This is a genomic window from Caballeronia sp. KNU42 (assembly GCF_053760385.1).
The window spans coordinates 3,960,680-3,987,086 of record NZ_CM132388.1; the positions used below are offsets into that span (position 1 = coordinate 3,960,680).

The window sequence follows — 26,407 nt, forward strand, 5'->3', positions numbered from 1 at the left end:
ACGCCCCGCGATCAAATGGTCCGTGAAAACCGTCGAGTTGTGTTCCCGGCGAGATACCGGTCGAAGATCATGGCCACGTTACGAACAAGCAGGCGCCCGGCGGGGAGGACATCGATTCCATCGTGGTTCACCTTGACGAGCCCATCGGCTTCAAGCGATTTCAAGCGCTCCAGCTCACTGGCAAAAGCGGCTTTGAACCGAATCCCATAAGCCGCTTCGAACGCATCAAAGCGCAGAGAAAATTGACACATGATTTCAGTGATGATGTCGCGTCGCAGCCGATCATCCGCGCTTAGATGCACGCCTCGTGCAATGGCGAGCTCACCGCGATCGATCGCCGCGGCGTAACCGGCCATGTCCTTGGCGTTTTGCGCGTAGACATCACCGACCTTGCCAATGGAAGAAACGCCAAGGCCAATCAAATCGCAATCCGCCTGGGTGCTGTAACCCTGAAAATTCCGATGCAGCGTGCCCGCTCGCTGCGCGACAGCGAGTTCATCGTGTGGCAGCGCGAAATGATCCATCCCGATATACACGTACCCCGCCTGAGTCAGTTTCTCGATAACCCGTTCGAGAATCGCCAGACGCACGGCCGGCGAGGGCAACGTGGCTTCATCCATTTGCCGCTGCATCTTGAAAACAGTCGGCATATGGGCATAGCCGAACACCGAAAGCCGGTCGGGAGCGAGCGCGATGATCGTGTCGAGCGTCCGGCTAAAGCTCTCCACAGTTTGATATGGCAACCCGTAGATCAGGTCGACGCTTATCGATTTGAAACCCTCGGCCCGTGCTGCCGACATGACGGTCTGCGTCGTCTCGAACGGCTGAACGCGATTGATCGCTTGCTGCACGCGCAGATCAAAGTCCTGCACGCCGAAGCTCAGCCGGTTGAAACCCAGGTCGCGCAACACGCCGATTGTTTCCGCCGATGCCTCGCGCGGATCGACCTCGATCGAATACTCGGCCTGGGCATCGGGCAGCAAGCGGAACGAGTCAGCGGTCGCGGCCATGAGTTCGGCCATTTCGTCGTGCGACAAAAACGTCGGCGTGCCACCGCCCCAATGCAATTGCGAGACGGGGCGGGTGGTATCGAAACATTCGGCCTGCAGCACAATTTCGCGTTTCAGCCGATCAAGATACGGACGCGCGTGCGCACGATTTTTTGTAGCAATCTTGTTGCAGCCGCAATAGAAGCAGACGGTGTCGCAGAACGGAATATGGAAGTAGAGCGAAAGATCCGCCGATGCCGCTCCCGGGTCCGCCGCGGCCCGATGGTAATGGGCCGGATCGAAGGTGTCGGTGAATTGAACGGCGGTGGGATACGACGTGTAGCGCGGACCGGCCGCGTCGTATTTGGTGAGCAGATCGGGGCGGAAGAGGGACATTGCGGACGGACTTGGACCAAGGTGCGCCGAGTCTAGCGGACCCGTTTCCCTGTTTCTTGCGTGATAACGCCGCAGCCGCGCGCAGTGGCACAATGCCGGGTTGCCGCCCGTACTGCAGCCACTCGAAGTCATCAAACAGCCCGAAACGATGTCCACTGCCCAGCATTCGAATTCCGTTCACGCATGCCGCGAAAGTTGCGGTGCATGCTGTATCGCGCCGTCGATTTCGAGCGCGATTCCCGGCATGCCCGACGGCAAGCCGGCCGGTGTGCGCTGCGTCCAGCTTGGCGCGGATCTGCGCTGTGCGATTTTCGGCGATCCACGCAGGCCGGCCTGCTGCTCGGGCTTGCAGCCATCGGAGTCCATGTGCGGTGACACGCGTGCTTACGCGCTGGCCTGGCTCACGCAACTTGAAATCGATACGCAACCCGAGCGCGCCTAGCCGGTCGAATGCTCATCAAGTCACTGGAGAATTTCGCATGACTCAAGCCGTTGCGCCGAAGCGGCGCCGGTTCCTGCTCGCGGCCGTCGGCGGCGCGGGCGTGGTGGCGCTGGGAACCCAGGGATGCGCCGCCGCGATATTTCCGTTCATCCCCGATCACTATACGTTCAGCCAGTCGCAGGTCCAGGACGCGGTGCAGCGCAAGTTTCCGCTGCAACGCACGGCCTCGCAGATCTTCGATGTCACGCTGAGCAATCCGCTGGTGGGCCTCGCGCCCGATCGGAACCGAATAACCGTTCGGCTGGACGCGCGGCTTGCCACGCCGTTCATGCCCAATCCGGTCACCGGCGTGTTTACCCTTTCCAGTCAGCTTGCTTACGATGCCGCCAGCCACTCGGTCATCTTGGTGTCGCCGACGGTCGACGGCTCGCAGGTCGCAGGCGACGCTGCGCAATACAGCCAGCAGATCAACGCGGTCGGCGCGGTCATGGCGACCCAGTTCCTGGACCGTTACCCCATCTACACATTCAAGCCCGAACAATTACAATTTGCCGGAGTTAATTACGAACCCGGTACAATCACTGTCCTTACAAACGGCATACGCGTTCAGATCGTCGAGAAGTAGTTTTTCCGGCGCAATCCGGTATGCGCATGCCCGAACGATTGGCTGGTGACAGCCAGACTATGCCAAAAGGGCGGGGCGATGGACTGGATTCTGTTTTGCAAAGCGCTGATTCTGGGTGTGGTGGAGGGTTTGACCGAGTTTTTGCCGGTATCGAGCACGGGGCACCTGATTGTTGCCGGCAGTCTGCTGAATTTCACGAACGCACAGGCCAAGACCTTCGACGTCGTGATCCAGTTCGGCGCGATCCTCGCGATTGTCTGGGAATACCGGCGCAAGATCGGCTCGGTCGTGGCGGGGTTGCCGACCCAGCCCAAGGCGCGCCGCTTCACGTTGAACGTGATCATCGCGACCATTCCGGCGGTTGTGCTCGGCTTGCTGTTCGAAAAGCACATTAAAGCCGTTTTGTTCGCACCGGTGCCGGTGTCCGTGGCGCTGATCGTGGGTGGGGTCGTCATCTTGTGGGCGGAAGCGCGGCATCGCGAGCGCAATGTCGCGCCGAGGGTGACGTCGGTGGACGATCTCTCCTACGGCGATGCCTTCAAAGTCGGGCTCGCCCAATGTTTCGCGCTGATTCCGGGCACGTCCCGCTCGGGGTCGACGATTATTGGCGGGATGTTGTTCGGGCTGGAACGCAAGGTTGCCACCGAGTTTTCCTTCTTCCTCGCCATTCCAATTATTTTCGGCGCCACGCTTTACGAACTGGCGAAGGAGTGGCGCACGCTCTCCGTCGATTCGCTTGGCTTGTTTATCGTTGGGCTGGTGGCTGCGTTTGTCAGCGCATTTGTATGTATTCGATGGCTGTTGCGGTACGTTGCCACCCACGATTTCACCGCGTTCGCATGGTATCGGATAGGGTTCGGGCTGCTGATTTTGATTGTCGGGTATAGCGGTGGGTTGAGTTGGGCGGAGTGATAAGCCGCGGTTTTTGAAGCTGTTCGGAAAGGCTAGAGTTAAGACTCGACGTCCGGCTCGAAGTCCGCAAGCGCATACGAAACAGGCCGTTCCAACGTGAGTTGGAACGGCCTGTTTTTGTCTGGGCCGACGGATTTGATCTGTCGTTCAGCGGCGCCTGAACACCAGATCCCACACTCCGTGACCGAGCTTTAAGCCACGGCGTTCAAACTTGGTCACAGGCCGGTAATCGGGACGGGGAGCGTAATCCGAGCCGGCTGTGTTTTCCAGCGCGGATTCCGCCGACAGCACTTCGAGCATCTGTTCGGCATAGTTCTGCCAGTCAGTGGCGAGATGGATATACCCGCCCGGCCTGAGCCGCGAAACAAGCAGCGCAACGAATTTCGGCTGGATGAGCCGGCGTTTATGGTGGCGCGCCTTGTGCCACGGATCAGGGAAATAGATATGGACACCGTCAAGGCTGTCCGGCGCGATCATGTGTTCGAGCACTTCCACGGCGTCGTGCTGGACGACGCGAATGTTCGTCAGCTCCTGTTCGCCGATCAGTTTCAGCAACGCGCCCACGCCCGGTTCATGGACCTCGACGCCGAGAAAGTCGTCGGCAGGGCGTGCTGACGCAATTTCCGCAGTAGTCGCGCCCATGCCGAAGCCGATTTCCAGTATGCGCGGCGCCTGGCGGCCGAACGCGGTGTTCCAGTCGAGCGGCTGCGGCGCGTAGGGCACGACAAAGCGCGGTCCGAATTCATCGAGCGCGCGACGCTGTCCCGTCGATACCCGTCCCGCGCGCGTGACGAAGCTGCGAATCCGCCGATGACGAAGCGTGCCGGCCGGTTCCGTGGCTTCGCTTTCGTTGAACTCGTCTTGGTCGGGCGTGGGATCGTGGATCATCGAAAAAGGACGCGGGTTTTGGGGTTGAGCGGAGCTTGCGGCAAACGCGAGGCAAAGCTGGCGCTGCTGTAAATCAAAAAGCCGCCTTTCGAAGGCGGCTTTTTGCGCGAGAAAACTGGAGCGGGCGATGGGAATCGAACCCACGGCTCTAGCTTGGGAAGCTAGGGTATTGCCATTATACGACGCCCGCAGAGACCGCGATTTTACGCGGAATACCCCGTCCACCGCAACTTTACCCGGATCGACGGGGATTGAACCCCCGAATCACACCCTTGGGTCACACCTTTCGGTCACACCCCGAACATGGTCATGGTCACGGCCAGCCGCGTCACGACCATCAGCAGGACCTGAACGATCACGAACAGCAGGATAGGCGATAAATCGATACCGCCCATGCGCGGCAACACGCGCCGCAGCGGCTCGAGAAACGGCGCTGTAAGTTGATAAAGCAGCGGCATGGCCGGGGACTGCGGGTTCAGCCACGACAGCAGCGCCATCAGGATCGTCATCCAGATGATCAGATTCAGCGCCCATTTGATGACGGTGATCACCGCGACCAACAGCAACGTAGGCAGCATGGGCACGAGTCCGGCGGGATCGACGCCCGCGACCAGGACCAGCAGGATCACGAATACCACTGCAGCCAGGATCGCCGCGACAATGCTCGCCCAGTCGATGGTCTTTGCATTCGGCAGGATCTTGCGCAACGGCAGGACGAGCCAGTTCGTGGCTTGCATCACCGCGTTGGACACGGGGTTGTACGGCGGCATGCGGACGACCTGCATCCAGGCGCGCAGCAGCAGCGCAGCGCCGAACAGCGTGAAGATTGTGTTGAGTAGAAAACGGGCGATCTCGCCGAACATCTCAAATCCTTTTCAAGGCAAAAACGCGGCGCTCAAGGCCGCGCGGAGTCATACGAAGGCAAGCAAAGCCGCGACGCAAACCGCCCGGCTTCAGCATGTAACTGCTAGTCAACTGCCGGCGCGAACGTCGCTGATCTGCACAACCGGCGGAACACCGTCGGGGTAGTAATTAACGATGTCCGCGGAAAAAGCTTTCGCATGGGGCGAGACCGCGGCGGTGAAGGCATCGATGGAATCGAACAGCAGGTGGCCCGCTGCGATATACGTGGGCGAGGAACCCGGCGCGCCGCCCGCAAGACCTGCATCCGCCGACCAGCCCTTCAATGCGCCGCCAAGCAAGCCCGCCACCCAGGGCATATGGCTCGTGCAGTAGTAGTCGATATCGAAGGGCGCATTCTCGCGATACGGATAAAAAAAGCTCACCTTGATCATTGTTCGTTCTCGTAGCTGGAATGGGTTGGCGTCGAGGGCGGGGGCCGAAGCCGAAACCGAAACCTCGCGTGAGGTCAACGCTCGGGTCCGGGTTTTGAACCAGGCCCCAAACTGCGCGTTGGAGCGCTTGTCCCTCGCTTTTTCATCGCTTCCTGCCTGCGCCCGGCCGTGGCCGAACCCCTCGACGGCTTTGCCACATTGGCGTGCCGGGCATCACGATAGCATGGCTTGATGACGCCTTGTGCCGCTTGGCGTACGCCGGCGCACGGGTACCCCCAAACGGCCGGCTTTGCGTGTCGGATCAGGGCAATCAATCGCCGCTCGGCCCGGTCCCGTTCAACACCAGTTCGATGGCATGGGACATCGCGTCCAGTGCTGGTGCGGGCGGAGGCGACGCGCGCCGTTTCGCCAGCGCGACCGCGCGCCGCGAGAGCAGTGCATATAGCGCGGCGTGATCGCCGCCGAGGTCTTGCAGCAGCGCCAGCTGCTTGATCACAATACCCGCGTCGCCGCGCGACACAGGGCCGGCAAGTGCACCCGGCAAACCCTTTTCACGCGCGGTTTCGATGGTGCCGGCGAGCATCGGCAGGACTGCACGCAATGCGTCGTCTTCGGCGAATCCCAACTTTTTCCAGAGCATCACCGTCTCCGACAGCGAGCACAGTGCAAAGCTGGCCGCGTAGTGCGCCGCGGCGTGGTAGAGCAGACGGCCGCCGGGCGGGATGGACAGCGGATGGCAGCCCAGAGCCTCGACCAACGCGGTGAGCGTGTCGTGCAAGGGCCCGCTCGCTTCGATCGTGACCGAACAGCCTGCAATGCGCGTCTGGTCGCTCGGCAAACCGCCAAACAGGAACAACGGATGGAATCCGCCGATGTCCGCGCCCTGCGCCGCGACCGATGCGAGGACATCTACAGGCGTGGCGCCGCTGCAATGCACGATCGCCTTCGCGTCCCCGTGGGCATGATCCAGCCGCAATGCGTTCGCCGTCGCACCGATGGCGTCGTCAGGAACGGTTAAAAATACGACATCGGCGTGCTGTGTGACCGCGCTGGCGTCATCGGCGACCAGACACTCCGGCAATGCGTCTGCAAATTCGTGTGCCGATGCTGCCGAGCGGCTCGATATCGCGGTAACCGGGTAGCCCGCGTGCGACCAGACGGCCGCGAGACAGCGTGCGAGACGCCCCGCGCCGACGAAGCCCAAACGGGGCATCGTTGAAAAAGGCATAGTTGTTGCTCCATAGAAATGCTGCGATGCACGTTTCGCAATCGCGGCGCAGAATGAAGTATCGCGCAACCGCGTTGCGCCATATAAACGGCGTGGAACTCCGCCGCCAATGGGTTTTGCGAGGCTCGAGCAAACTTGCGTTCCGGGCCTGAACAGTCAGGGTTGGTCTTTTGGCCGATGTGTGCCAGTGCTTGTTTTGCAACGTTTGGGGGTCGCCATGAGTATTTTTGCGTATCGGAAACACCTGCGTTTTCTCAGCCAGACACATCGGCGCCAGTGGTGGGATCAGCGCAAGCGGCTGACGCCTCGGGTCATGATCAGCGGGGCATACGTGCCACCCAGCGTCACCCGCGAGTTCGCGTACGTGAAGGTGGGCTGAGCGGGTGATTCGAATCCCTTTCGCCTGAAAAAGCAGCACGCTTTGAAGATGCCCCGCTCGACGCTTTCCGGTCGGCGGGGCTTTCCATTTTTGGGCGCTAAAAGCAAATTGTAATGAATCATTACTTTGGTGACATTTGGAATGGCGTCCGGACATTGGCAGCCAAACGGCGGCTTTCTCAGCAAACCCTTAATCCATCTCGTTAAGCCCGTGCGCCAAGGCTGGCGCGGCTGTGCGCGTGCTTGAAATTCGACAGACAAAACGCACTTTTAGGACTGTAGATATTGCAATTTGCAACAAATGCTTAAGGTGGGATTCAGGGTTTTTAGCTACATTGAATGCATGTCGTTGCGGTAACCGGTCGTGTGTACAGGACCGCGGCGAGGAGAATAAAAGTGAAAAAGATAGTGCAGGTTCTGGCAGCTGCCGCGCTGGGCGTGGGCTTTGTGAGCGCCGCGCAGGCGCACGTTTCGGTGGGTATCGGCATTGGGGTGCCCGCTTATCCCGTGTACGCCGCTCCGCCTCCGCCGGTGTATTACGCGCCAGGTCCGGTTGTCTATGCGCCGCCGCCCGTGGTCTACGCGCCGGCGCCGGTTATAGTTGGCGGCTATTACGGCGGAGGTCCGTACTACCGTGGTCATTATCGCGGCTACGGGTACGGATATCATGGTGGATATCGCGGTTACCACGGTGGTTATGGCGGCTGGCGCCATTGAAATTCCAGACATGACTGGATCGGCTTGGCTGATCGTCTGACTATCGGACTGGCTGCAAAAAAGCGCAACGCTGGCGTCTAGTCAGGTTGCGCTTTTTTTGCGCCGGGTTTTTCAACCGCCATTCTGATCAAGGCGGCCGCGTTGGCCATATGGTCAGCTTTCCAAACGCGCCACGATGCTGGGACAATGGAGGCTCCTCAACCGCCGCCTTTGAGTCCCGATGTCAATCCTCCCCGCACCCACCTACGCCGACGTCGCCGACGCCGCAGAACGCATTGCCGGCGCTGCGCATCGCACGCCCGTGATGACTTCCCGCACCGCCGACGCGCTCACTGGCGCGAACCTGTTCTTCAAGTGCGAGAACTTCCAGCGCATGGGCGCTTTCAAGTTCCGCGGTGCGTTCAACGCCATCTCGCATTTCTCCGAGTCCCAGCGCCAGGCCGGCGTGCTGACGTATTCGTCGGGCAATCACGCGCAGGCAATTGCGCTGTCGGCGCGCATCGCCGGTATCAAGGCAACAATCATCATGCCGGAGGACGCGCCGGCCGCGAAGATGGAAGCCACAAGGGGGTACGGCGGCGAAGTGATCACGTACGACCGGTACACCCAGAATCGCGAGGAGATTGGCGCGAGGCTTGCGCAAGAGCGCGGCATGACGCTGATTCCGCCCTACGATCATCCGCATGTGATCGCGGGGCAGGGGACGTCGGCGAAAGAGCTTATCGAAGAAACCGGGCCGCTGGATTATCTGTTCGTGTGTCTGGGCGGCGGAGGTTTGATCGCCGGGTGCGCACTGGCGGCAGCGGAGCTGAGCCCGTCATGCACGGTGATCGGCGTGGAGCCGGAGGCGGGCAACGACGCGCAGCAGTCGCTCGAACGTGGTGAGATCGTTCACATAGACGTGCCGCGCACGATTGCCGACGGCGCCGCGTCCACGCATGTGGGTGAATACAATTTCCCGATCCTGAAGCGCCTCGTGGACCGGGTCGTGACCGTCAGCGACGACCAGCTCGTGCAGACCATGAAGTTCTTCGCGCAGCGCATGAAGATGGTGGTCGAGCCAACGGGTTGTCTGGCTGCGGCCGCCGTGCTGCAGAACATCGTGCCGGTGAAGGGCAAGCGGGTGGGCGTGCTGGTCAGCGGCGGCAATGTCGACCTCGCGCGGTACGCTCAATTCCTTGCATGATCCAGCGGCGTCATAACGTCTGCGCGCCCTTCAGGATCAGGTCGTGATAGCCGTTGACGATCACGCTGTAGGCGAAGTACGCAAACAACATCGCCGATAAAACGTGGCAAGCGCGCAGCAACGCCGTCCCTGCGCGTTTGCGGCCGTGGCTGGCGAGCGTGCAGATGAAGAGCGTCCAGGCGAGGCCGCCGCAAAAGAAGCCGATGAGAAACACCGATGCGCTTGCCGGACCCGTCGCCCCGGCTTTCGCGATCAACGCACCGCCCACGGCGGCGAACCAGAGGATGGCGCTTGGTGAAGACACGGCGAGCAGAGTGCCGCGCATGAAGCTGCGCAGGTTTGAGGGTCGTGGAGTGGGGACAAGATCCGGTTCTCCCTCTACCGGAGGCGCGGATGCCGGGAAAAGCGCTTCACGCGCCATTTTGAAGGTCAGCAATAGCAGTACGATCGCGCCGCCTATCCATACGACCCAGCGCACGGTATCGAACTGGAGTAGCGCAGCCATGCCCGCGAGCGCGAGCGCTGCGTAGACGAGATCGCCGAAACAGGTGCCGAGGCCGATCATCATGCCCGGCTTGAAGCCGTGGGAAAGCGTCAGTGAGATGATCGCGACGTTTGCGATACCAATATCCAGACACAGCGACAACGACAGAAAAAATCCATCAGACAGCAATGGCAACACGTGCATCCCGACTTCCTTCCTGATCTTTTTATATTGAGCGAAGCCGGTTGTCCGGCTTCGCGTTTTCATCCTGCTGCGGCGCGCGGGGTAATCGGTCGAACGCCTGTGTTCGTGCACTAACTAAACGCGTTCAAGCGGCGCCGACACCACCAGCCGTCCGGTCTCGATACCCATCGTGTTGCGCATTGTCGGGTTCCCAAAGGCGGCGAGTTTCGCGCGCTGCGTTTCGTGACCGATGTCGAGTTGCCCGAGCACATGCGTGACGATCGCGTAAAGCACCGTTGTGTTGCCGTCTTCCACCTTGACTGCGATGCCTAGCGACCCGCGCGCGCCGGTAGCACGCACGCCGATCGCATAGCTCGCATCGGCGCCTACTTTGCCGACCAGATTGCCGTCGAAGGCTTGCATCAACGCGGTACAGAATCGGCCTTCGCCCGCGACGAGTTCCGGGTACGTCGTCATCGCGCGATAGATGCGGGCCAGGGCTTTCGAGCGCGGGTTGGTTTCGGTATCAGCATCTGCATCCGCCATCTTCATGAAGAGCCGGGCGAGCCGATCCAGCGGGAACGCCGGCGTAGGTAAATTGCAGCCATCGATAGCCCATTGCACGCCGTCGTCCGGCAGATCGCAGAGTTCGGCAACGGTTCGTTTCACCTTGACCTGCAGCGGATGCTCAGGCAGGTGATAGTCAATCACAGTCGCGCCCAGCGCCTGGGCTCCCGCCAGCATGCCCGCATGTTTGCCGGAGCAATTGCTGCATACGCCCGTCGGCGTGAAGTCGCGCCTGATCCACTCCTTCAAGACCGCGTCCGACAAAGGCGCGTGGCCGCCGCATCGAAGATCGGCCTCGGTGACGTGGGCCTTCGCCAGCATGGCGCGCGTGCGCTCGATGTGACGCGGCTCGCTGTTGTGCGATGCGCACATCAACGCGAGATCGGCGTCGTCGAAACCGAAGCGGTCCAGCGCGCCCGTTTCCAGTACCGCGAGCGCTTGCGCCGGTTTCGCCGCCGAGCGCGCAAGCGTCATGCGTGACGGGTCCCCGAATGCGTAGATCAACCGGCCTTCGGCATCGACGACCGCCACATGCGCGGCGTGCGTGTTTTCAACCAGATTTCCTCGATAAACCGTCGCCGCAACGTTCATGAACGCTTCCCTCCGGAAAAGCCGATTTCGTCCCACAGCGCGTCGACGCGCCGTTTCACCGCATCATCCATTGTGATCGGCCGGCCCCATTCGCGGTCCGTTTCACCGGGCCATTTGTTGGTGGCGTCGAGCCCCATCTTCGATCCCAGCCCCGCCTTCGGCGACGCGAAATCGAGATAGTCGATCGGGGTGTTATCGACCAGCACCGTATCGCGCGATGGATCGATGCGTGTGGTGATCGCCCAGATCACTTCCTTCCAGTCGCGGATGTTCACGTCGTCGTCCACCACCACGATGAACTTCGTATACATGAACTGCCTGAGAAAGCTCCAGACGCCGAACATCACGCGCTTCGCGTGGCCCGGATAGCTCTTCTTGATCTGCACGATCGCCATTCGATAACTGCAGCCTTCGGGCGGCAGATAGAAGTCCGTGATCTCGGTGAACTGTTTTTGCAGCAGCGGCACGAACACTTCGTTGAGCGCGACGCCGAGCACGGCCGGTTCGTCGGGCGGTTTGCCTGTATAGGTAGAGTGATAGAGCGCGTCACGGCGCATGGTGATCTTCTCGACTGTGAAGACCGGGAACCACTCTTGTTCGTTGTAATAGCCGGTGTGGTCGCCGTACGGGCCTTCGAGCGAGTGTTCGTACTTCGACGACGGGGAATTTATCGGCCGCGGCGGCGCGCCGGCGGGCAGCGGCGGAACAGGACCATCCTGCGGATAGATGAAGCCTTCGAGGACGATCTCCGCGCGCGCGGGCACCTGCAACGTATCGACGCCCGGCGTAAGGCATTTCGCCAGCTCGGTCCTTGCGCCGCGCAACAACCCGGCAAATTGATATTCGGAAAGCGAGTCCGGCACGGGCGTCACGGCGCCGAGAATGGTGGCCGGATCGGCGCCGAGCACCACCGCTACCGGATACGGTTTGCCCGGATTGGCGAGTGCGAACTCGCGAAAATCCAGCGCGCCGCCCCGGTGCGCGAGCCAGCGCATGATCAACTTGTTACGCCCGATCAACTGCTGCCGATAGATACCCAGGTTCTGCCGCGTCTTGTTCGGGCCGCGCGTGACAGTGAGTCCCCACGTGATGAGCGGACCGGCGTCGCCGGGCCAGCAGGTCTGAATGGGCAGGCGCGCCAGATCGACATCTTGCCCTTCCCACACGATTTCCTGGCAGGGCGGCGAGCTGACGGTTTTCGGCGCCATGTCCCAGACGGCTTTCGCCAGCGACAGCAACTTGCCGGCATCCTTCAAACCCTTGGGCGGCTCGGGTTCCTTGAGCGCCGACAACAAGCGGCCAACGTCGCGCAGCGACTCGAGCGCGGCTTTATCGCTGAGAAGGCTGGGGTCGGCCGTCGCTTGCGCTTCGGTCTCGATACCCATGCCGAGCGCCACGCGCCGTGGCGTACCGAACAGGTTGGCCAGAACGGGCATGGTGTGTCCCGTCGGCGCCTGAAACAGCAGGGCGGGGCCGCCCGAGCGCAGCACGCGGTCCGAGAGTTCAGTCATTTCAAGGACGGGTGACACCGGCTGGCTGATGCGGCGCAATTCGCCGAGCGTTTCGAGGCGGGCGGTGAAGTCGCGCAGGTCTTTGTATTTCATCGGCTAAAGGGAAGGGGGCCTGCGGAAAGCGCGGTCTGCGCCAGGGAAGGACAGCAGCTGATGTGGTGGCTCGAGCCCCTTGCGAGGAACTTTCGCGCGCGGGCGATTGTCGATTTTACCTGTGTTGATGTCGGTACGTCAGAGCACACAACGACACAATTCGGACGTTTCCGCTGGAAAGTGGCTTGGCAGGCCGTTCTTGCCATCCTGAACAGTGTTTATAATTACTGAAAGTAATAGCTTTTACAATTACCAGCATTGACGGATCATTTGAGCCTGCTAGAATCCTTTGGCATTGACAACACCAATTGAAACTTTTTACCAGTGCCTCAGGTCTTTTGAAACGACGCGACGCGTCACCTGCACCGGATTAGTCCGGTGAATCAAGGCTTTGGTTTTCTCGCCGGCGCCCTTCTTCGCCGGTTTTTCGCGTGGTGACCTGTGTGCGCGCCCTGGCATGTCCTTCGTGCCGCGCGCACCCGGAAAACGTAATGTTCCGGTCAGGTCTCCCCAACGGTTTGTACCGTTTTCCCGATACCGCTCGTAGGTAACTAAGAGCTGGCGGTGTCGATTTCTGCGTGGTGGACCAGTTTTTCGGGTTTTCATCTGCGGAAATCATGAAATTTGGGAGATCCATCCAATGAATGCTTGGTTGTCGTGGCGTCCCGACGCTCGCCTGGCGCTTTATCTACGCGCTACGCTGCGTCGCGCCAAACACATGAGTCTCACGGTCTTCAGCCTGGTCGGCTGTGCCGCCGTGGTGACCGCGCTGGCCCTCTGGCTGCAGCCAGCCTGGCGCGGCTCCTTCGCCGCCAAACTCATGCCCCTCGTCTCGGCCGCGGTACAAGCCGGTCCGGCCCGGTTGCTCTCCGGACAACCCTTCCCCCCTTTCGCGATCGGGCATCAGCATGAAGAGGCGTTGCGCAACGGCGAGCCGGTCTCGCTCGGCGCATCAGCCAGCGACGACGACAGCGCGCGCAAGCTCACCGGCGGCCTGAGTCTCGCCGTGTCGCCAAACGGGCTCGATCCCCGCACATTGCCGACCGTTTCGACGCTCGCCAGCGCGATTTCCTCGCAGCGGGTGGTAGCCGATGCCCGCGACGACCGTGTACTCGTGTCGGATCGTGAGCAGAACCTGGTGGCGAACTTCATTGCGCGGCGTTATCACGTGGCGCAGGACCCGGTCAGTGAGCTTGTGAAAGCGGCTTTCGATACCGGCCGTGAGGTTGGCCTCGATCCTCTGCTGCTGCTGTCCGTCATGGCGATCGAATCGGGGTTCAATCCGTATGCTGAAAGCGGTGTGGGTGCTCAAGGGTTGATGCAGGTGATGTCGAAGGTTCACTCCGACAAGTTCCAGTATTTCGGCGGCTCGCAGGCGGCGCTCGAGCCCCTCGCGAATATCAAAGTCGGTGCGCTGGTGCTGAAGGATTGCATCGCGCGTGGCGGGTCGGTGGCGGGTGGATTGCGTTTTTACGTGGGTTCGACGGCACAGGACGATGGCGGTTACGGTGCAAAGGTGCTGGCCGAACGTGGACGCCTTCGCGATGTAGCTCGCGGCCGCAATGTGCCGATCATCACGCCGCCAGCGCCGGCGCCGTCTGCGCCCAAGCAAGTGGTGGCATCGGCTTCGCCGTCAAACACGGGAACGAGTGAAAAACGTGTGCGCGTGACACTTGCCGGTGCTCCGGCGATCACGGCTACGGCCAAGTCGTCTGCGCCGCAAGCCGGCGATCACAACGATACGGACGACGCGGACGCGCAAACAAAGCATGTGGCTTCGACGGAGTTTGGCGCTTAAACGCGTGCGTTAGTAACAGAAGCAGGGCGCCCGGGCTGTCAATCGCAAGCCAGGTAGGACAAAAAAAGCCGTTCCAACGTAAATTGGAACGGCTTTTTTGCTTCTGCTTCGCTTGGAGATCCGATGATAGATAGGGACCGCCTCGAATCCGTGGCTTAAACCCGAAACAGCATACCCAGGCGTTGCACAGCCTCTTCAAGCTGTGAGTACGCAGTCGCATAAGACACGCGAATATAGTCTTGCGGCGCATGGAAGCCGAAATCCGTGCCGGGTACCAGCACGACACCGGCGTCATGCAGCATGGAACGCGTCAACGCGTTGCTGTCGCCGGCAGCCGGATGCGCGACGTGGCGCGTGTCGGCATAAACGTAGAACGCGCCGTCCGGCACAACGGGCACTTCGAAACCAAGCGAACGCAACGCGGGTACGATGAAATCCCGTCTGCGCCCGAATTCAAGGCGTCGCGACTCGTAAATCGCGAGCGTGGCCGGCTCGAAACACGCCAGCGCCGCATGCTGCGCGAGCGCCGACGCGCAGATGAACAGGTTCTGCGAGAGTTTCTCCATGGTGGCGACCATCGCTGGCGGGACCACGAGCCAGCCGAGCCGCCAGCCGGTCATGTTGAAGTACTTCGAAAAACTGTTCACCGTGACCACGTCATCGCCTAGCGAAAGCGCCGACACGGGCTTCGCGTCGTAGCTCAGGCCTTGATAAATTTCATCGACGATCGTAAAACCGCCATGCGCGCGCACTACGTCGACAATTTTCGCCAGTTCGTCCGGTTCAATGGACGTACCTGTCGGATTGGACGGTGAAGCGAGCAGAACGCCGCGCGTAGCGGATGTCCAGTTAGCTTCGACTTGAGCAGCTGTCAGCTGGAAGCGCTCGGCCGGACCGCTCGGAATCAGGACCGGACGGCCTTCGGTAGCCGCCACGAAATGGCGATTACACGGGTAGCACGGGTCGGGCATCAGCACTTCGTCGTCGCGATCGACCAGCGCGGTGCACGCCAGCAGCAACGCGGCCGACGCACCCGCCGTCACCACAATGCGCGCCGGGTCAATACTGAGCCCGAACGTGTCTCGATAGTGGCCGGCAATAGCCTCGCGCAACGACGCCAGTCCGAGCGCATTCGTGTATTGCGTCACGCCGCGACGCAGGGCTTCCGTGGCGGCCGCGATCACCGGTTCCGGCGCCGTGAAATCCGGTTCGCCGATACCCATGTGAATGATGTTGCGGCCCGCGCGTTCGAGCGCCTGGGCTTCTTTCGCCAGTTCCATGACATAGAACGGCTCGATGGCGTCAACTCGGGCGGCGTATCGGATAGCTGCGTTCAACGGTTCTTTTGCGAAGTTCATGAAGGGGAAAGCCCGCTCGCTCAGCTGCGTTGCCCGCGGCCTTGCGCTTCCGTCGGCCGCAATTGCACGGCGAGTTTATCCAGCACGCCGTTCACGTATTTATAACCATCGGAGCCGCCGAACGTCTTGGTCAGCTCGACCGCTTCGTTGATCACCACGCGATACGGAATGTCCAGGTGATGCTTGAATTCGAAAGCCGCGACCATCAGCACCGCCCGTTCGACCGGCGAAAGCTGTTCAAGCGGACGGTCGAGGCACGGCTGCAATTCGGCGGAAATCGTGTCCGCTTCCTTGATCACGCCGTGCAGGATGGCGTCCAGATGTTCCTGGTCGGCTTTATCGAAGCCTTGCGCGCCGCGCAACTGCGCGTCGATCTCGCCGCCGGGCGCGCCCGACAGCAACCATTGGTAAAGCCCTTGTGTCGCGAGTTCGCGCGAGCGTCGTCGAGCGCTTTTCATGCACGGTCCTCGTCGTCTTCGTCTTCATCGTCGCCGCCGAGTTGTTCCAGCGCGACCGATAAATTCGCCATTTCCACCGCCACGCGTGCTGCGTCGCGGCCTTTTTCGGTCATGCGGGCAACGGCTTGTTCGTCGTTTTCTGTCGTCAGGATCGCATTGGCGACCGGCGTGCCGAAGTCGAGTGCGATACGGGAAATGCCCGCGCCGCTTTCATTCGAAACCAACTCGAAGTGATACGTTTCGCCACGGATCACTGCGCCGAGCGCGATCAACGCATCGAACTGACCCGATTCAGCCAGTTTTTGCAGTGCCAGCGGAATTTCAAGTGCGCCCGGAACGGTGACGAGCAGGACGTCTTCGCCAATCACGCCGAGCCGTTCGAGCTCTTCCGTGCAGGCGTCCACGAGGCCGTTGCAGACCGGCTCGTTGAAGCGCGATTGCACGATGCCGATGCGCAGTCCGTCGCCGTCGAGGTTCGGTTGATATTGTCCGATTTCCATTATTTATCCGTTTTCAGTGTGATGCAGTGTGGTTGGTTTGGCGCTTTTTTAAACCGAGCGTAAATGGGCGATGGAAGCAGGATCGGCCGGATCTGCCGAGGTCGTGGCGGGGCAGCCCGGCATGGGGATGAACCCGGTCACTTCGAGACCGTAACCCGACATGCTGCCGAGCTTGCGAGGATTCGACAGCACCTGCATCTTGCCCACGCCCAGTTCGCGCAAGATCTGCGCGCCGATGCCGTAGGTCTTGAAATCGATCGGGCGGCGTTTGAGTTCAGCCGCCTTGTCCTCGCGCTCGAACGCCTGGAATACATCGACGAGATGTTCTTTCGTGTCGCCGCAATTGAGCAGCACGATGGCGCCCAGGTCGCGGGCGGCAATTTCCTTCATCGCGGCGTCGAGGGTCCAGGAGTGTGTGGACGAGTCCACTTCGAGCAGATCCAGCACCGACAGCGGCTCGTGCACGCGTACCGGCGTTTCCCGTTCCGGCGACGGCTGGCCGCGCACCAGCGCGATATGCGGCGAACCGCTGGGCTGATCGCGATACAACACCGCGCGAAAGGCGCCATGCGCCGTCTGCATGGTGCGTTCGGCGACCCGTTCGACAATCGATTCCGTGCGCGAACGGTAGTGAATCAGGTCGGCGATCGTGCCAATCCGAATGCCGTGCAGTTCAGCGAATTCGATCAGGTCAGGCAGCCGGGCCATTTCGCCGTCGTCGCGGATCACTTCGCAGATCACCGATGACGGCGTCAGGCCGGCCATTGCCGTCAGGTCGCAGCCCGCTTCCGTATGCCCCGCGCGGACCAGCACGCCGCCCGGTTGCGCCATGATCGGAAACACGTGACCCGGCTGGACGATGTGCTCGGCTTTCGCGTCGTGCGCCACCGCTGCCTGGATGGTGCGTGCGCGGTCCGCGGCGGAGATGCCGGTGGTCACGCCTTCGGCCGCCTCGATACTGACCGTGAACGCCGTCCCGTACTGGGTGCCGTTTCGCTGCGTCATCAGCGGCAGGTTCAGCTGACGGCAGCGGTCTTGCGTGAGCGTCAGGCAGATCAGTCCACGGCCGTAGCGCGCCATGAAATTGATCGCTTCCGGCGTCACGAAATCGGCGGCGATGACGAGATCGCCCTCGTTTTCGCGGTCTTCTTCGTCGACGAGGATCACCATCCGGCCAGCCTTCAGCTCGGCGATGATCTCTGGGGTGGAGGCGAGCGTCATTGCGGTGTTCGTCCGGTGCGGGAAAGGGCGTATTTTACGCCACGGACGATGGCAACGCGGTGGATTTGCCGGTTTTGGCGATGCGTTGGCCATCCGGCCGGGTATTGGACGGATTTGAAGGACGGACTAAAGGCGGCCGATCGGGTCTTGGACGGGAGGGAAGCGAATCTGCGAGAAATGCGTCGCGCTCGATCCGATGTGTTACTTACGCAGCGCGGTCAAGTCGTCAACCATACGGCGCACGTCTAACTCGGGCAACTGCGGCATGGGCAGGTGAGCCTGGGCCATGAGGAGGAACAAATCTTCTTCGTGAACGACGCCCAGCGCTTGCATCGCTTAGTTGTCGCCAACGTTGCCGAGCGAAAAATCGAGCAGAGCTTGGAAATTGGGGTAGGCCATTTACTCCGTGTCCTCTTTGCGATCAACATCTATATAATCATTATTATATAGAACGGAGGTGCCATGCTTACATTCAAAGTCACAACGGTTGGGGCTTCGGCCGGGTTCATTCTTACCAAGGAAGCGATGGCGCGGCTCAAGGTACAGAAGGGAGATACGGTGTATCTGACTGAAGCACCTGAAGGGGGTTATCGGATTACGCCGTACAACCCGGATTTTGAACGCCAAATGAAACTTGCAGAAGAGATCATGCACGATGATCGAAATATCCTGCGTGCGCTGGCCAAATGACAGCATGGCGATGGGTTCGCGCGGATCTCACCTATGCCGTGCATGATCGCCAGCTTGCCGAGCACGGCGGGCTCGATGGCGTTCGGGACAAGGGTGCGGTGGAATCGGCACTGGCGCGGCCTCAAAACCTCGAGGTGTATGCAAGTGCGGACGTGGCTGCGCTTGCTGCCGCGTACGCCTATGGACTAGCACGAAATCATGGTTTTGCGGACGGCAACAAGCGCACCGCTTGGGTGATCGCGCGTCTCTTTCTCGCAGACAACGGCTACCGGTTAAAGTTTGAGCCCGCTGACGCAGTCAGGACCATGGAAATGGTTGCTGCTGGCTCGCTAGAAGAGGCTGTGCTGGCGGAGTGGTTCCGGCAGCGGATCGTCGAGTAAATTGCTGGCGACAAAGCCCGAGCTCGAGACGGCTCATCGAGTGACAGGCGTCCCATAGGCGTCCCTTTCGATACCATCCGCTTTACATACGGGTTATCGATGGCTGCCGCTTCCCAACGTCGCCCCTATCCCGGGCTCACGAAAGTATCGCCGACCATCAGGTGCACGATTTCATCGCCATTGGTTTGCTGGACCTGCCGCTCGCCCGCCACCTCGCCGCGCCGCAGCACGACAATGCGATCGGCGATTGCAAAGATGTCGTGCAGATTGTGCGAGATCAGGAGCACGGAGACGCCCTGGGCCTTCAACGCCGAGATCAACTCCATCACCTTGCGCTGTTCGGGCACGCCCAGCGCGGCGGTGGGCTCATCCATGATGAGCACCCGGGCGTTCCAGTAAATGGCCCGGCCAATGGCAATCGCTTGCCGCTGCCCGCCTGAAAGCATCTTCACCGGACCACCGAGCTTGCGCTCGGGAATCACGATGTCGAGGCGCTTGAGCACATCGCGCGCGACCTGCGCCATGCGCGGCCGGTCGATGACCTGGAAGCCCAGTTGCCGGCGCAGCGGTTCGCGTCCCAGGAAGATATTGCTGCCGACGTCCAGGTTGTCGGCGAGCGCAAGGTCCTGGTAGATCGTCTCGATCCCGCGGGCTCGAGCGTCTTGCGGATCGCGCAATTGCAACGGCGCGCCGTCGAAGAGCAGTTCGCCCTGGTCGGCCCGGTAGACGCCTGAAATGATCTTGATCAACGTCGACTTGCCCGCACCGTTGTCGCCGGCGAGCGCCAGCACCTCGCCCGGCAGCAACTGCAAGGACACATGCTTGAGCGCCTCCACGCCGCCAAAGCGGATCGAGATGTCGCGTACCTCCAGGATCGGCGTGGTCATTGGGCGCCTCCAAGACGATCCTTGTATTGATCGATCAGCACCGACAGGATGATGACAATACCCACCACAATGAATTGCCAGAACGCGTTCACATCCACGAACACCAGTCCGAACTGGATCACGGCGATGATCAGCGCGCCGATCAGCGTCCCGATGACATTGCCGGTCCCGCCGAACAGGCTCGCGCCACCGATCACCACGGCGGCGATCGAATCGAGCAGCATCGGCTCACCGGCATTCGCGGCGCCTGCTGCAAAACGCGCTGTGTAGATGATCCCGCCGACCGCGGCGAACGCGGCGGCGATCAGGTACACCAGTAGCAGGTGGCGTTTGACGTTGATCCCGGCTCGCACTGCGGACTGCGGGTTGCCGCCGATTGCATAGGTGTACTGGCCGAACCGCGTCTTCGATAGCAGCAAATGCATGATCACAAGCAATACTCCGGTCAGCACCACTGGCTTCCAGCCGGCGCCGAGCCACGCAAGACCAGCGTTGTCGACCGAGACAGTCATGCCGCTTCCGGCCGCAAGAAAGCCCGCGCCGCGCGCCACGCCGTACATGCCGAGCGTGCCGATAAAAGCCGGCACGCCAAGCCACGCGATCAGCACGCCGTTGACCAGCCCGGGAATCAGGCAGACCACAACCGTGAGCGGGATCGACACGATCAGGATCCACGGCGAGCCGCTGCCGAACAGCGTGAACTGCGCGACGCAAACGGCGGCCAGTCCCATCACGAAGCCCGCGGACAGATCGATGCCGGCCGTGATGATCACGAAGGTCTGGCCGATTGCCAGCAGCAGCGGAGCGGCGGCGGCAAGACCAATCGATTGCAGGTTGTAGGCGTTGAAAAGAAACGACCGATGAGCCGAGATCTGCGCGTACACCTCGAAAAAGGCGAGCAGGGCGGCCAGGAACAGCCACGGCCATAACTTGGTAATCAGCGCGATCTTGTCTAGACGCGAGCTATCCATTGAGTCATCCGCGTTGTCATGAGCAGAACCCGCGTGCGCGGCGGCGCACGCGGTGGAGACGATCTATCGCTTGAACCGGCCTGCTTTGGCTAGTTCGAATAGATGTATTGCTGCATGTCGGGCTTGTCGATATTGTTTTTATCGAGAACCTCGAAACCCGTGCTCTTGAGGGTGGGAATCTTCTTGCCGTGAATGACGTCGGCGGCGAACTTGACGCCGTAGTAGCCGATTTCGTCCGGGCGCTGTGCAATCGCGATATCGACCAGGCCGCTCTTGATTTGCTTGTCGATGCCTGGCACCGCATCGAATACGACCACCTTCACGATGCCCTGTTTGCCCGCCGCCTTCACGCCCTGGGCCGCGCCGCTGCCGGAGAAGGTGTTGGCGCCGAACACGCCCGCGAGATCCGGATTGCGCGCCAATACCGCAGCCACGTGTGCGGCGGCCTGGTTGGCGTCGTCTTCGTTGTAGAGCGTCTGCAGCACGGTGATGTTCGGGTGCTTCTTCATCTCCTCGGCGAAGCCTTCAGCGCGGGCGTCCGTGCTCGATATGCCCGGCTTGTTGTTCTCGCAATAGACCGTGCCCTTGTCGCCTATGGCTTTGGCAAGCGCGCGTGCCGCGACCCGGCCGCCTTCGAGATTGTCAGACGCGATATAAGAAAGCGGGAAATCGGCATCGCCTTTGCCCGTTTGATAATGTCCATCGCCGATATAGGTGTCGACGGTAATGACCTTGATGCCGGCATCGGCGGCTTCCTTCAGCGGTCCAATCAGTTGTTGCTTATCTACGGGCGAAATCAGCAGCACGTCTGGATGTTTAGCGATGAACGCCTTGAGGATCGGCACTTGCTCACTGGTGTTCCACGCTTTGGGAACCTGGAACAGCAACTCGACCTTCTCTTCCTTGGCGGCCCGTTCCGCGCCGCGATGCATTGTGAAGTAGAACGGATCAACCACACCAGGCAGGAGTGCGACCACCGGATGGGCGGCATCCGCACGTGCAAGGCCCGACAGAGAAAAAACGATGATCGTTGAGGCGGCAAGCACACAGCGGGAAACGAAACGCTTCATTTTGTCTTCCTCCAGTTTTTGAGTCCGACCTGGCGCCGCCCTATTTGTTTTGCACGCTCCGTGGCGATCGCAATCGGCTGTTCGGCAGTATAGGCGCGAGCGGTGTCGCTAGCCATGGGAATGACAACGCTTGTTTGCGGGTGCAAGTGATGACCCGCGGGCAGTATGGTGTTTAGTGACTTCGAGAAAAATTCGGGCGGCTCAGATATGGGCGCGTGGCTTTTCCAATCAGGTCAGCGGCGAGTGAAAGGCACTCGTTCGTGGTTACGTGTTGTATGAGGCGGTCGATGTCGATTGTGGACACTGGCGTCGGTGACCTTACATCGGCAGGAGCTTTAGTCAGCACTGTGCGAGCTTGCGCGAGGGTGCCATGGCTCAAAAAGCCAGCGTGTGTTTGCGCATCCAGCTAGCCGCTTCAAAGAACAGCAAACGGTCTTTACTTAGGTTTGCCGGCAGCAGGCATTAGTAGTCGACGTGCGTCTTTCAGCAACAGAAGCAGTTGCTGTCCTTGTACCGGAGAAGCTTCAAACCCAAAACGCAGATAGAAGCGCGCCGCATCCTCGTCGAGTGGGTGTGCCAGCAAGGCACGAACACCAGCCTGTTCGGCAATGGCCACCGTACGCCGAATCGCATCTTGCAGCATTCCAATTCCGATGCCACGTCCGTGATCCTGCGCTGATACCGCGAGCCGAGCCAGGATGACCACAGGGATTGGATATGCTCCCATCCCTTTGCGTATCCGGTCAGGCACTTCCAATGTGTCGATCTGCCCTACGGTCAGGCTGTAGTACCCGCCAAGCGCTGCTCTTTGGCAACGACGTAGGTTTTAGCCGAGCCGCTTGCCTGCGCTTGGCGCAGGAGCCAGTCGTTCAGGCTAGTCTTGCCGCAATCAAATCCATCCAGCACATGGCTGGCATCCAGCGCTTGCGGTGCAGACAACGGCATCACTTCTCCCAAGGCGTCGCTCGGGAGAACAACTCTTTCAACCCCGCATTGTCTTGCGCAGGCCGGTCGAGCATGTCCAGCAGCGCTTGTGATTGGCTTTCGGTAACAAGAAACAGGCGCTGGTCAAGCAAGGTCCGTTCGGCAACCTGGCAGGCACTGTCTAAAATGAAATCGGTCATCGATTTGTGCGCAATCTCGGCTGCGCGGCGCAGCACCGCTTCCTGCTGCGGCGTGGCCCGCAAACCCAGACGGGCGGAACGGGTAGTCGTGCTCATAGCGAGCCTCCTTCAAATGTACGTCATGTTGGCACATTAGGCGTACATTGATTCGGTGCTTGGCTCGCGGGCCGAATCGAAACAATTGTCATGTGGCCAGCATCAATCCCGCTCCTTTGCGGAAGGGGTCAACGCCGCATTTCGACCTGATTCAGGAAAAACAAATCATTTCAACGGCTTATCGCCGTCGGGAGACGCACTGAGAATCCGCTCCACGTACCGCGCAATCAAATCGATCTCCAGATTAACCTTCGCGCCAGCCGTCAAATGCCGCAACGTGGTCACTTCCACCGTATGCGGAATCAGGTTGATCGAAAACTCGCAGCCATCGGGGCGATCGTTCACGGTATTCACTGTCAGGCTCACGCCGTTCACCGTCACCGAGCCTTTATAAGCCAGATATTTACCGATATCGCGCGACGCAAGAATCCGCAGCTCATGCGACTCGCCGACCGGTGCGAAATGCGTCACTTCACCCAGACCATCCACATGTCCCGATACCAGGTGCCCGCCCAGCCGGTCATGCGCACGCAGCGCCTTTTCCAGGTTCACATCGCCGGGTTCGGACAATCCTGCGGTCTTGTTCAGGCTCTCGCGCGACACATCGACGTCAAATGATCCCGCCGACTTCTCGATCACGGTCATGCACGCGCCCTGAATCGAGATGCTGTCGCCAAGTTCGACATCCGCGAGATCCAGCCCGCCGGACGCCACCGTGAGACGCACGCCGGTATCGGCATCGGTGGCTGAACCCAGCGGCGTGACCGCTTCTATGCGGCCAACCGCCGCGACAATTCCTGTGAACATCGTCGAGATTCCTTAGGTTGTGCGTGTTGTGTTGTGCGTTAAATAATCGGCTTCGCGTCGGTTGGCGCATCGGTTTTCACCACCGCAAAGCGCGCCAGGATGCGCAGGTCATCACCCAGCCGGTCGATTCGATGAAACCGCAAATGCGGCCGGGCATTGAGTGTATCGGGCGGCGCGAAATCGAACATGCCCGGCGCATTGCCCAGCAAACTCGGCGCGAGATAAACCAGCAATTCGTCGACGCATCCCTCGCGCAGCAGCGAGCCATTCAGCTTGTGGCCCGCTTCAACGTGCAACTCGTTGATGCCGCGATCAGCAAGGATCCCCAGCATGGCCGGCAGATCGACCTTGCCTTGCTCGTTCGTCAGCGGAGTGAATTCGATACCCCGTTCTCGCAGCGCATCGGCTTTCGCGGTGTCGGGCTCAGCGCCGCAAAACACCCACGGCGGTGCACCTTCCAGAATCCGGGCGGTGAGCGGCACGTCCAGACGGCTATCAATCAGCACGCGTTGCGGCTGGCGCGGCGTATCGATCGCACGCACGGTCAGTTGCGGATCGTCCTCGCGCACCGTGCCAATGCCCGTCAGGATCGCGCAGGCGCGAGCACGCCACGCGTGGCCATCGGCTCGCGCCGCTTCGCCGGTGATCCACTGGCTTTCGCCGCTCGGCAGACCCGTGCGGCCATCCAGCGTGGCCGCGACCTTCATGCGTACCCACGGACGGCGGCGCGTCATGCGCGACACGAAGCCGATGTTCATCTCGTACGCTTCGTTGGCCAGGAGGCCGCAGCGCACATCGATACCCGCATCGCGGAGAATCGCCAGTCCGCGCCCGGACACCGCCGGATTCGGGTCCTCCATTGCCGCGATGACCTTCGAGACCCGCGCGTCGATCAACGCGTGCACGCACGGCGGCGTGCGGCCGAAATGACTGCACGGCTCGAGCGTGACGTAGGCGGTGGCGCCCCGCGGATCGTGGCCGCGTGCCCGTGCGTCCTTCAACGCGCGAACCTCGGCGTGATCCTGACCGGCGGGCTGCGTGAAACCTTCGCCGATCACATCGCCGTCCTTCACCAACACGCAGCCGACGCGCGGATTCGGCGTCGTCGTGTACATGCCGCGCGCGGCCAGCGCCAGCGCGCGCTCCATGTGCGAGAAATCGGTCTGCGAGAACATGGCGGCGGCTCTTAAGCGGCAAGGCGCGCGAACGCGCCGCGGGCGGCGTCGAGCGTGGCGTCGATGACGGCGTCGTCGTGGGCGATCGATACGAACCCCGCTTCATACGCCGATGGCGCGAAGTACACGCCTGCATCAAGCATCTCGTGGAAAAACGCGTTGAAGCGTTTTGTGTCGCCTTGCGTGACTTCGGCGAAGCTCCCCGGGACACGCTCGGCGAAATACAGCCCGAACATGCCGCCGATAGCGTCCGCCGAGAACGGCACCTTGGCTTGGCTTGCAACGGCTGCGAGGCCATCGGCGAGACGGCGGGTTTGCTTCGTAAGCGTCTCGTAGAACCCCGGCGCCTGGATCAGTTGCAGCGTCTTCAATCCGGCCGCGACCGCGATTGGATTCCCCGATAGCGTGCCCGCCTGGTACACGCCGCCGAGCGGCGCGAGGTGCGCCATGATGTCCCGTCGGCCGCCGAACGCCGCCGCCGGCATGCCGCCACCGATCACCTTGCCAAGACACGTAAGGTCCGCCGTGATGCCATAGACCTGCTGCGCGCCGCCGAGCGCCACGCGAAAGCCGCACATCACTTCATCGAAAATAAGCACCGAGCCGTACTCGTCGCAGCGGTCCCGCAGCGCTTGCAGGAACTCGGGCGTGGCCTTCACGAGGTTCATGTTGCCCGCCACCGGCTCCACGATAATCGACGCGATTTCCGCACCGAACGCGGCAAACGCTTCGTTAAGCTGCTCGACGTTGTTGTATTCGAGCACGGTCGTGTGCTTGGCGATATCGGCGGGAACGCCTGCCGACGTGGGGTTGCCGAACGTCAGCAAACCCGAGCCCGCTTTCACGAGCAGGCTGTCCGCGTGACCGTGATAGCACCCTTCGAACTTGATGATCCGGTCACGCTTCGTAAACCCACGCGCGAGGCGCAGAGCGCTCATGGTCGCTTCCGTGCCACTCGATACCATGCGAACCTGTTCTATCGACGGCACCAGCTTGCAGATCTCTTCCGCGATCTCGATCTCGGATTCGGTCGGCGCGCCGAATGAAAACCCGTTCACGAGCACGCGCTGCACGGCCTCAAGCACGTCGGGATGAACGTGACCCAGGATCATCGGTCCCCACGAACCGATGTAGTCGATGTACTGCTTGCCGTCGGCGTCCCAGAAATACGGACCTTGCGCGCGTTCGATGAACCGCGGCGTGCCGCCGACCGAGCGAAACGCGCGCACCGGCGAGTTCACGCCGCCGGGAATGGTTTTCTGGGCGCGTTCGAAGAGAGCTTCATTTCTGGACATGACGGGGGCCTGCACTGGATGACGGGTTCGGCTGGAGAGGCTGCGGCCGCTGGCTTTGGTAAAGCGTGGAACAGCGCCGGGACCTGGTCCGG

The 26,407-nt window shown here is 61.1% G+C and carries 30 protein-coding genes and 1 tRNA gene; 9 read left to right on the top strand and 22 right to left on the bottom strand.

The genetic code is table 11. The features are described from left to right. Nucleotides 1-11 precede the first annotated feature (11 nt). Nucleotides 12-1,385, bottom strand: a complete 1,374-nt coding sequence (hemN, locus tag ACSOSP_RS17740; RefSeq protein ID WP_455308610.1) for an oxygen-independent coproporphyrinogen III oxidase — start codon at nucleotides 1,383-1,385, stop codon at nucleotides 12-14. Between the two features lie 148 nt (nucleotides 1,386-1,533). Between hemN and ACSOSP_RS17745 the strand changes: the two genes are divergently transcribed. The 3 genes from ACSOSP_RS17745 (at nucleotide 1,534) to ACSOSP_RS17755 (ending at nucleotide 3,364) form a co-directional block, all read left to right on the top strand. Then, on the top strand, nucleotides 1,534-1,827 hold the full coding sequence (locus ACSOSP_RS17745; protein WP_455308611.1) for a YkgJ family cysteine cluster protein: 294 nt from the start codon (nucleotides 1,534-1,536) through the stop codon (nucleotides 1,825-1,827). A 37-nt stretch (nucleotides 1,828-1,864) separates the two neighbouring features. After that, nucleotides 1,865-2,452, top strand: coding sequence for a DUF1439 domain-containing protein (locus ACSOSP_RS17750; RefSeq protein ID WP_455308612.1), 588 nt, complete (start codon nucleotides 1,865-1,867; stop codon nucleotides 2,450-2,452). 78 nt (nucleotides 2,453-2,530) lie between these two features. Next, on the top strand, nucleotides 2,531-3,364 hold the full coding sequence (locus ACSOSP_RS17755; RefSeq protein ID WP_455308613.1) for an undecaprenyl-diphosphate phosphatase: 834 nt from the start codon (nucleotides 2,531-2,533) through the stop codon (nucleotides 3,362-3,364). 147 nt (nucleotides 3,365-3,511) lie between these two features. Here ACSOSP_RS17755 and trmB read toward each other — a convergent pair whose 3' ends face one another. From trmB to ACSOSP_RS17780, 5 genes are all read right to left on the bottom strand, one after another. Further along, nucleotides 3,512-4,252: a tRNA (guanosine(46)-N7)-methyltransferase TrmB gene (trmB, locus tag ACSOSP_RS17760; RefSeq protein WP_455308614.1), complete on the bottom strand. Its 741-nt coding sequence runs from the start codon at nucleotides 4,250-4,252 to the stop codon at nucleotides 3,512-3,514. 116 nt (nucleotides 4,253-4,368) lie between these two features. Beyond that, nucleotides 4,369-4,442 (bottom strand) — tRNA-Gly (locus tag ACSOSP_RS17765). Between the two features lie 100 nt (nucleotides 4,443-4,542). Beyond that, nucleotides 4,543-5,115 carry a YggT family protein gene (locus ACSOSP_RS17770; protein ID WP_455308615.1) on the bottom strand — a complete coding sequence of 191 codons (573 nt, stop codon included), beginning with the start codon at nucleotides 5,113-5,115 and terminating at the stop codon, nucleotides 4,543-4,545. Between the two features lie 108 nt (nucleotides 5,116-5,223). Beyond that, the gene (locus tag ACSOSP_RS17775) at nucleotides 5,224-5,547 is read right to left on the bottom strand and encodes an EthD family reductase (protein WP_455308616.1); all 324 of its coding nucleotides are present in this window, start codon (nucleotides 5,545-5,547) and stop codon (nucleotides 5,224-5,226) included. A gap of 310 nt (nucleotides 5,548-5,857) precedes the next feature. Further along, nucleotides 5,858-6,775, bottom strand: a complete 918-nt coding sequence (locus ACSOSP_RS17780; protein WP_455308617.1) for a Rossmann-like and DUF2520 domain-containing protein — start codon at nucleotides 6,773-6,775, stop codon at nucleotides 5,858-5,860. A 217-nt stretch (nucleotides 6,776-6,992) separates the two neighbouring features. Between ACSOSP_RS17780 and ACSOSP_RS17785 the strand changes: the two genes are divergently transcribed. The 3 genes from ACSOSP_RS17785 to ACSOSP_RS17795 all read left to right on the top strand — a co-directional run bounded on the left by ACSOSP_RS17785 (nucleotide 6,993) and on the right by ACSOSP_RS17795 (nucleotide 9,056). Continuing rightward, nucleotides 6,993-7,154, top strand: coding sequence for a hypothetical protein (locus ACSOSP_RS17785; RefSeq protein ID WP_455308618.1), 162 nt, complete (start codon nucleotides 6,993-6,995; stop codon nucleotides 7,152-7,154). Nucleotides 7,155-7,549: 395 nt separating this feature from the next. Next, nucleotides 7,550-7,870 (top strand): hypothetical protein, encoded by a 321-nt coding sequence (locus ACSOSP_RS17790; RefSeq protein ID WP_455308619.1) that lies wholly within the window; start codon nucleotides 7,550-7,552, stop codon nucleotides 7,868-7,870. 220 nt (nucleotides 7,871-8,090) lie between these two features. Further along, complete coding sequence (locus tag ACSOSP_RS17795; RefSeq protein ID WP_455308620.1) at nucleotides 8,091-9,056, top strand: threo-3-hydroxy-L-aspartate ammonia-lyase; 966 nt, start codon at nucleotides 8,091-8,093, stop codon at nucleotides 9,054-9,056. A 10-nt stretch (nucleotides 9,057-9,066) separates the two neighbouring features. On the opposite strand, the gene ACSOSP_RS17800 is transcribed toward ACSOSP_RS17795, so the two are convergent. The 3 genes from ACSOSP_RS17800 to ACSOSP_RS17810 all read right to left on the bottom strand — a co-directional run bounded on the left by ACSOSP_RS17800 (nucleotide 9,067) and on the right by ACSOSP_RS17810 (nucleotide 12,485). Next, nucleotides 9,067-9,744 (bottom strand): LysE family translocator, encoded by a 678-nt coding sequence (locus ACSOSP_RS17800; protein ID WP_455311026.1) that lies wholly within the window; start codon nucleotides 9,742-9,744, stop codon nucleotides 9,067-9,069. A gap of 114 nt (nucleotides 9,745-9,858) precedes the next feature. Further along, entirely contained in the window at nucleotides 9,859-10,881 is a 1,023-nt protein-coding gene (locus tag ACSOSP_RS17805; RefSeq protein WP_455308621.1) for an asparaginase, read from the bottom strand. Beyond that, nucleotides 10,878-12,485 carry a UbiD family decarboxylase gene (locus ACSOSP_RS17810; RefSeq protein WP_455308622.1) on the bottom strand — a complete coding sequence of 536 codons (1,608 nt, stop codon included), beginning with the start codon at nucleotides 12,483-12,485 and terminating at the stop codon, nucleotides 10,878-10,880. The genes ACSOSP_RS17805 and ACSOSP_RS17810 overlap by 4 nt, the downstream gene beginning before the upstream one ends. A 640-nt stretch (nucleotides 12,486-13,125) precedes the next feature. On the opposite strand from ACSOSP_RS17810, the gene ACSOSP_RS17815 reads away from it, so the two are divergent. After that, nucleotides 13,126-14,283, top strand: a complete 1,158-nt coding sequence (locus ACSOSP_RS17815; RefSeq protein ID WP_455308623.1) for a transglycosylase SLT domain-containing protein — start codon at nucleotides 13,126-13,128, stop codon at nucleotides 14,281-14,283. Nucleotides 14,284-14,438: 155 nt separating this feature from the next. On the opposite strand, the gene ACSOSP_RS17820 is transcribed toward ACSOSP_RS17815, so the two are convergent. Genes ACSOSP_RS17820 through ribBA form a run of 4 tightly spaced genes read right to left on the bottom strand, consistent with a single transcriptional unit; the run spans nucleotide 14,439 to nucleotide 17,820 of the window. Then, on the bottom strand, nucleotides 14,439-15,641 hold the full coding sequence (locus ACSOSP_RS17820) for a pyridoxal phosphate-dependent aminotransferase (RefSeq protein ID WP_455308624.1): 1,203 nt from the start codon (nucleotides 15,639-15,641) through the stop codon (nucleotides 14,439-14,441). Nucleotides 15,642-15,661: 20 nt separating this feature from the next. After that, nucleotides 15,662-16,099: a transcription antitermination factor NusB gene (nusB, locus tag ACSOSP_RS17825; RefSeq protein ID WP_097261694.1), complete on the bottom strand. Its 438-nt coding sequence runs from the start codon at nucleotides 16,097-16,099 to the stop codon at nucleotides 15,662-15,664. After that, complete coding sequence (gene ribH / locus ACSOSP_RS17830) at nucleotides 16,096-16,599, bottom strand: 6,7-dimethyl-8-ribityllumazine synthase (protein ID WP_031359198.1); 504 nt, start codon at nucleotides 16,597-16,599, stop codon at nucleotides 16,096-16,098. Before ribH ends, nusB begins: the two co-directional genes overlap by 4 nt. A 48-nt stretch (nucleotides 16,600-16,647) precedes the next feature. Then, nucleotides 16,648-17,820, bottom strand: a complete 1,173-nt coding sequence (gene ribBA / locus ACSOSP_RS17835) for a bifunctional 3,4-dihydroxy-2-butanone-4-phosphate synthase/GTP cyclohydrolase II (RefSeq protein WP_455308625.1) — start codon at nucleotides 17,818-17,820, stop codon at nucleotides 16,648-16,650. A gap of 462 nt (nucleotides 17,821-18,282) precedes the next feature. Here ribBA and ACSOSP_RS17840 point away from each other — a divergent pair, with 462 nt between their 5' ends. Next, entirely contained in the window at nucleotides 18,283-18,510 is a 228-nt protein-coding gene (locus ACSOSP_RS17840; RefSeq protein WP_047896196.1) for an AbrB/MazE/SpoVT family DNA-binding domain-containing protein, read from the top strand. Next, nucleotides 18,507-18,890 (top strand): type II toxin-antitoxin system death-on-curing family toxin, encoded by a 384-nt coding sequence (locus ACSOSP_RS17845; protein WP_455308626.1) that lies wholly within the window; start codon nucleotides 18,507-18,509, stop codon nucleotides 18,888-18,890. The genes ACSOSP_RS17840 and ACSOSP_RS17845 overlap by 4 nt, the downstream gene beginning before the upstream one ends. Nucleotides 18,891-19,015: 125 nt before the next feature. On the opposite strand, the gene ACSOSP_RS17850 is transcribed toward ACSOSP_RS17845, so the two are convergent. The 9 genes from ACSOSP_RS17850 to hemL all read right to left on the bottom strand — a co-directional run bounded on the left by ACSOSP_RS17850 (nucleotide 19,016) and on the right by hemL (nucleotide 26,315). Continuing rightward, nucleotides 19,016-19,777: an ATP-binding cassette domain-containing protein gene (locus ACSOSP_RS17850; RefSeq protein ID WP_455308627.1), complete on the bottom strand. Its 762-nt coding sequence runs from the start codon at nucleotides 19,775-19,777 to the stop codon at nucleotides 19,016-19,018. Continuing rightward, a complete protein-coding gene (locus ACSOSP_RS17855; protein WP_455308628.1) occupies nucleotides 19,774-20,748 on the bottom strand; it encodes an ABC transporter permease subunit in 975 nt (324 codons plus the stop codon). The genes ACSOSP_RS17850 and ACSOSP_RS17855 overlap by 4 nt, the downstream gene beginning before the upstream one ends. A gap of 89 nt (nucleotides 20,749-20,837) precedes the next feature. Beyond that, nucleotides 20,838-21,818 (bottom strand): ABC transporter substrate-binding protein, encoded by a 981-nt coding sequence (locus ACSOSP_RS17860; RefSeq protein WP_455308629.1) that lies wholly within the window; start codon nucleotides 21,816-21,818, stop codon nucleotides 20,838-20,840. A gap of 436 nt (nucleotides 21,819-22,254) precedes the next feature. Continuing rightward, nucleotides 22,255-22,545 (bottom strand): GNAT family N-acetyltransferase, encoded by a 291-nt coding sequence (locus ACSOSP_RS17865; protein WP_455311028.1) that lies wholly within the window; start codon nucleotides 22,543-22,545, stop codon nucleotides 22,255-22,257. A 50-nt stretch (nucleotides 22,546-22,595) separates the two neighbouring features. After that, nucleotides 22,596-22,763 (bottom strand): hypothetical protein, encoded by a 168-nt coding sequence (locus tag ACSOSP_RS17870; RefSeq protein ID WP_455308630.1) that lies wholly within the window; start codon nucleotides 22,761-22,763, stop codon nucleotides 22,596-22,598. Then, nucleotides 22,763-23,038, bottom strand: a complete 276-nt coding sequence (locus ACSOSP_RS17875; RefSeq protein ID WP_455308631.1) for a type II toxin-antitoxin system TacA family antitoxin — start codon at nucleotides 23,036-23,038, stop codon at nucleotides 22,763-22,765. The genes ACSOSP_RS17870 and ACSOSP_RS17875 overlap by 1 nt, the downstream gene beginning before the upstream one ends. Nucleotides 23,039-23,203: 165 nt before the next feature. Next, nucleotides 23,204-23,845, bottom strand: coding sequence for a riboflavin synthase (locus ACSOSP_RS17880; protein WP_455308632.1), 642 nt, complete (start codon nucleotides 23,843-23,845; stop codon nucleotides 23,204-23,206). Between the two features lie 38 nt (nucleotides 23,846-23,883). After that, the gene (gene ribD / locus ACSOSP_RS17885) at nucleotides 23,884-25,020 is read right to left on the bottom strand and encodes a bifunctional diaminohydroxyphosphoribosylaminopyrimidine deaminase/5-amino-6-(5-phosphoribosylamino)uracil reductase RibD (protein WP_455308633.1); all 1,137 of its coding nucleotides are present in this window, start codon (nucleotides 25,018-25,020) and stop codon (nucleotides 23,884-23,886) included. An 11-nt stretch (nucleotides 25,021-25,031) separates the two neighbouring features. Beyond that, entirely contained in the window at nucleotides 25,032-26,315 is a 1,284-nt protein-coding gene (hemL, locus tag ACSOSP_RS17890) for a glutamate-1-semialdehyde 2,1-aminomutase (protein ID WP_455308634.1), read from the bottom strand. Nucleotides 26,316-26,407 lie beyond the last annotated feature (92 nt).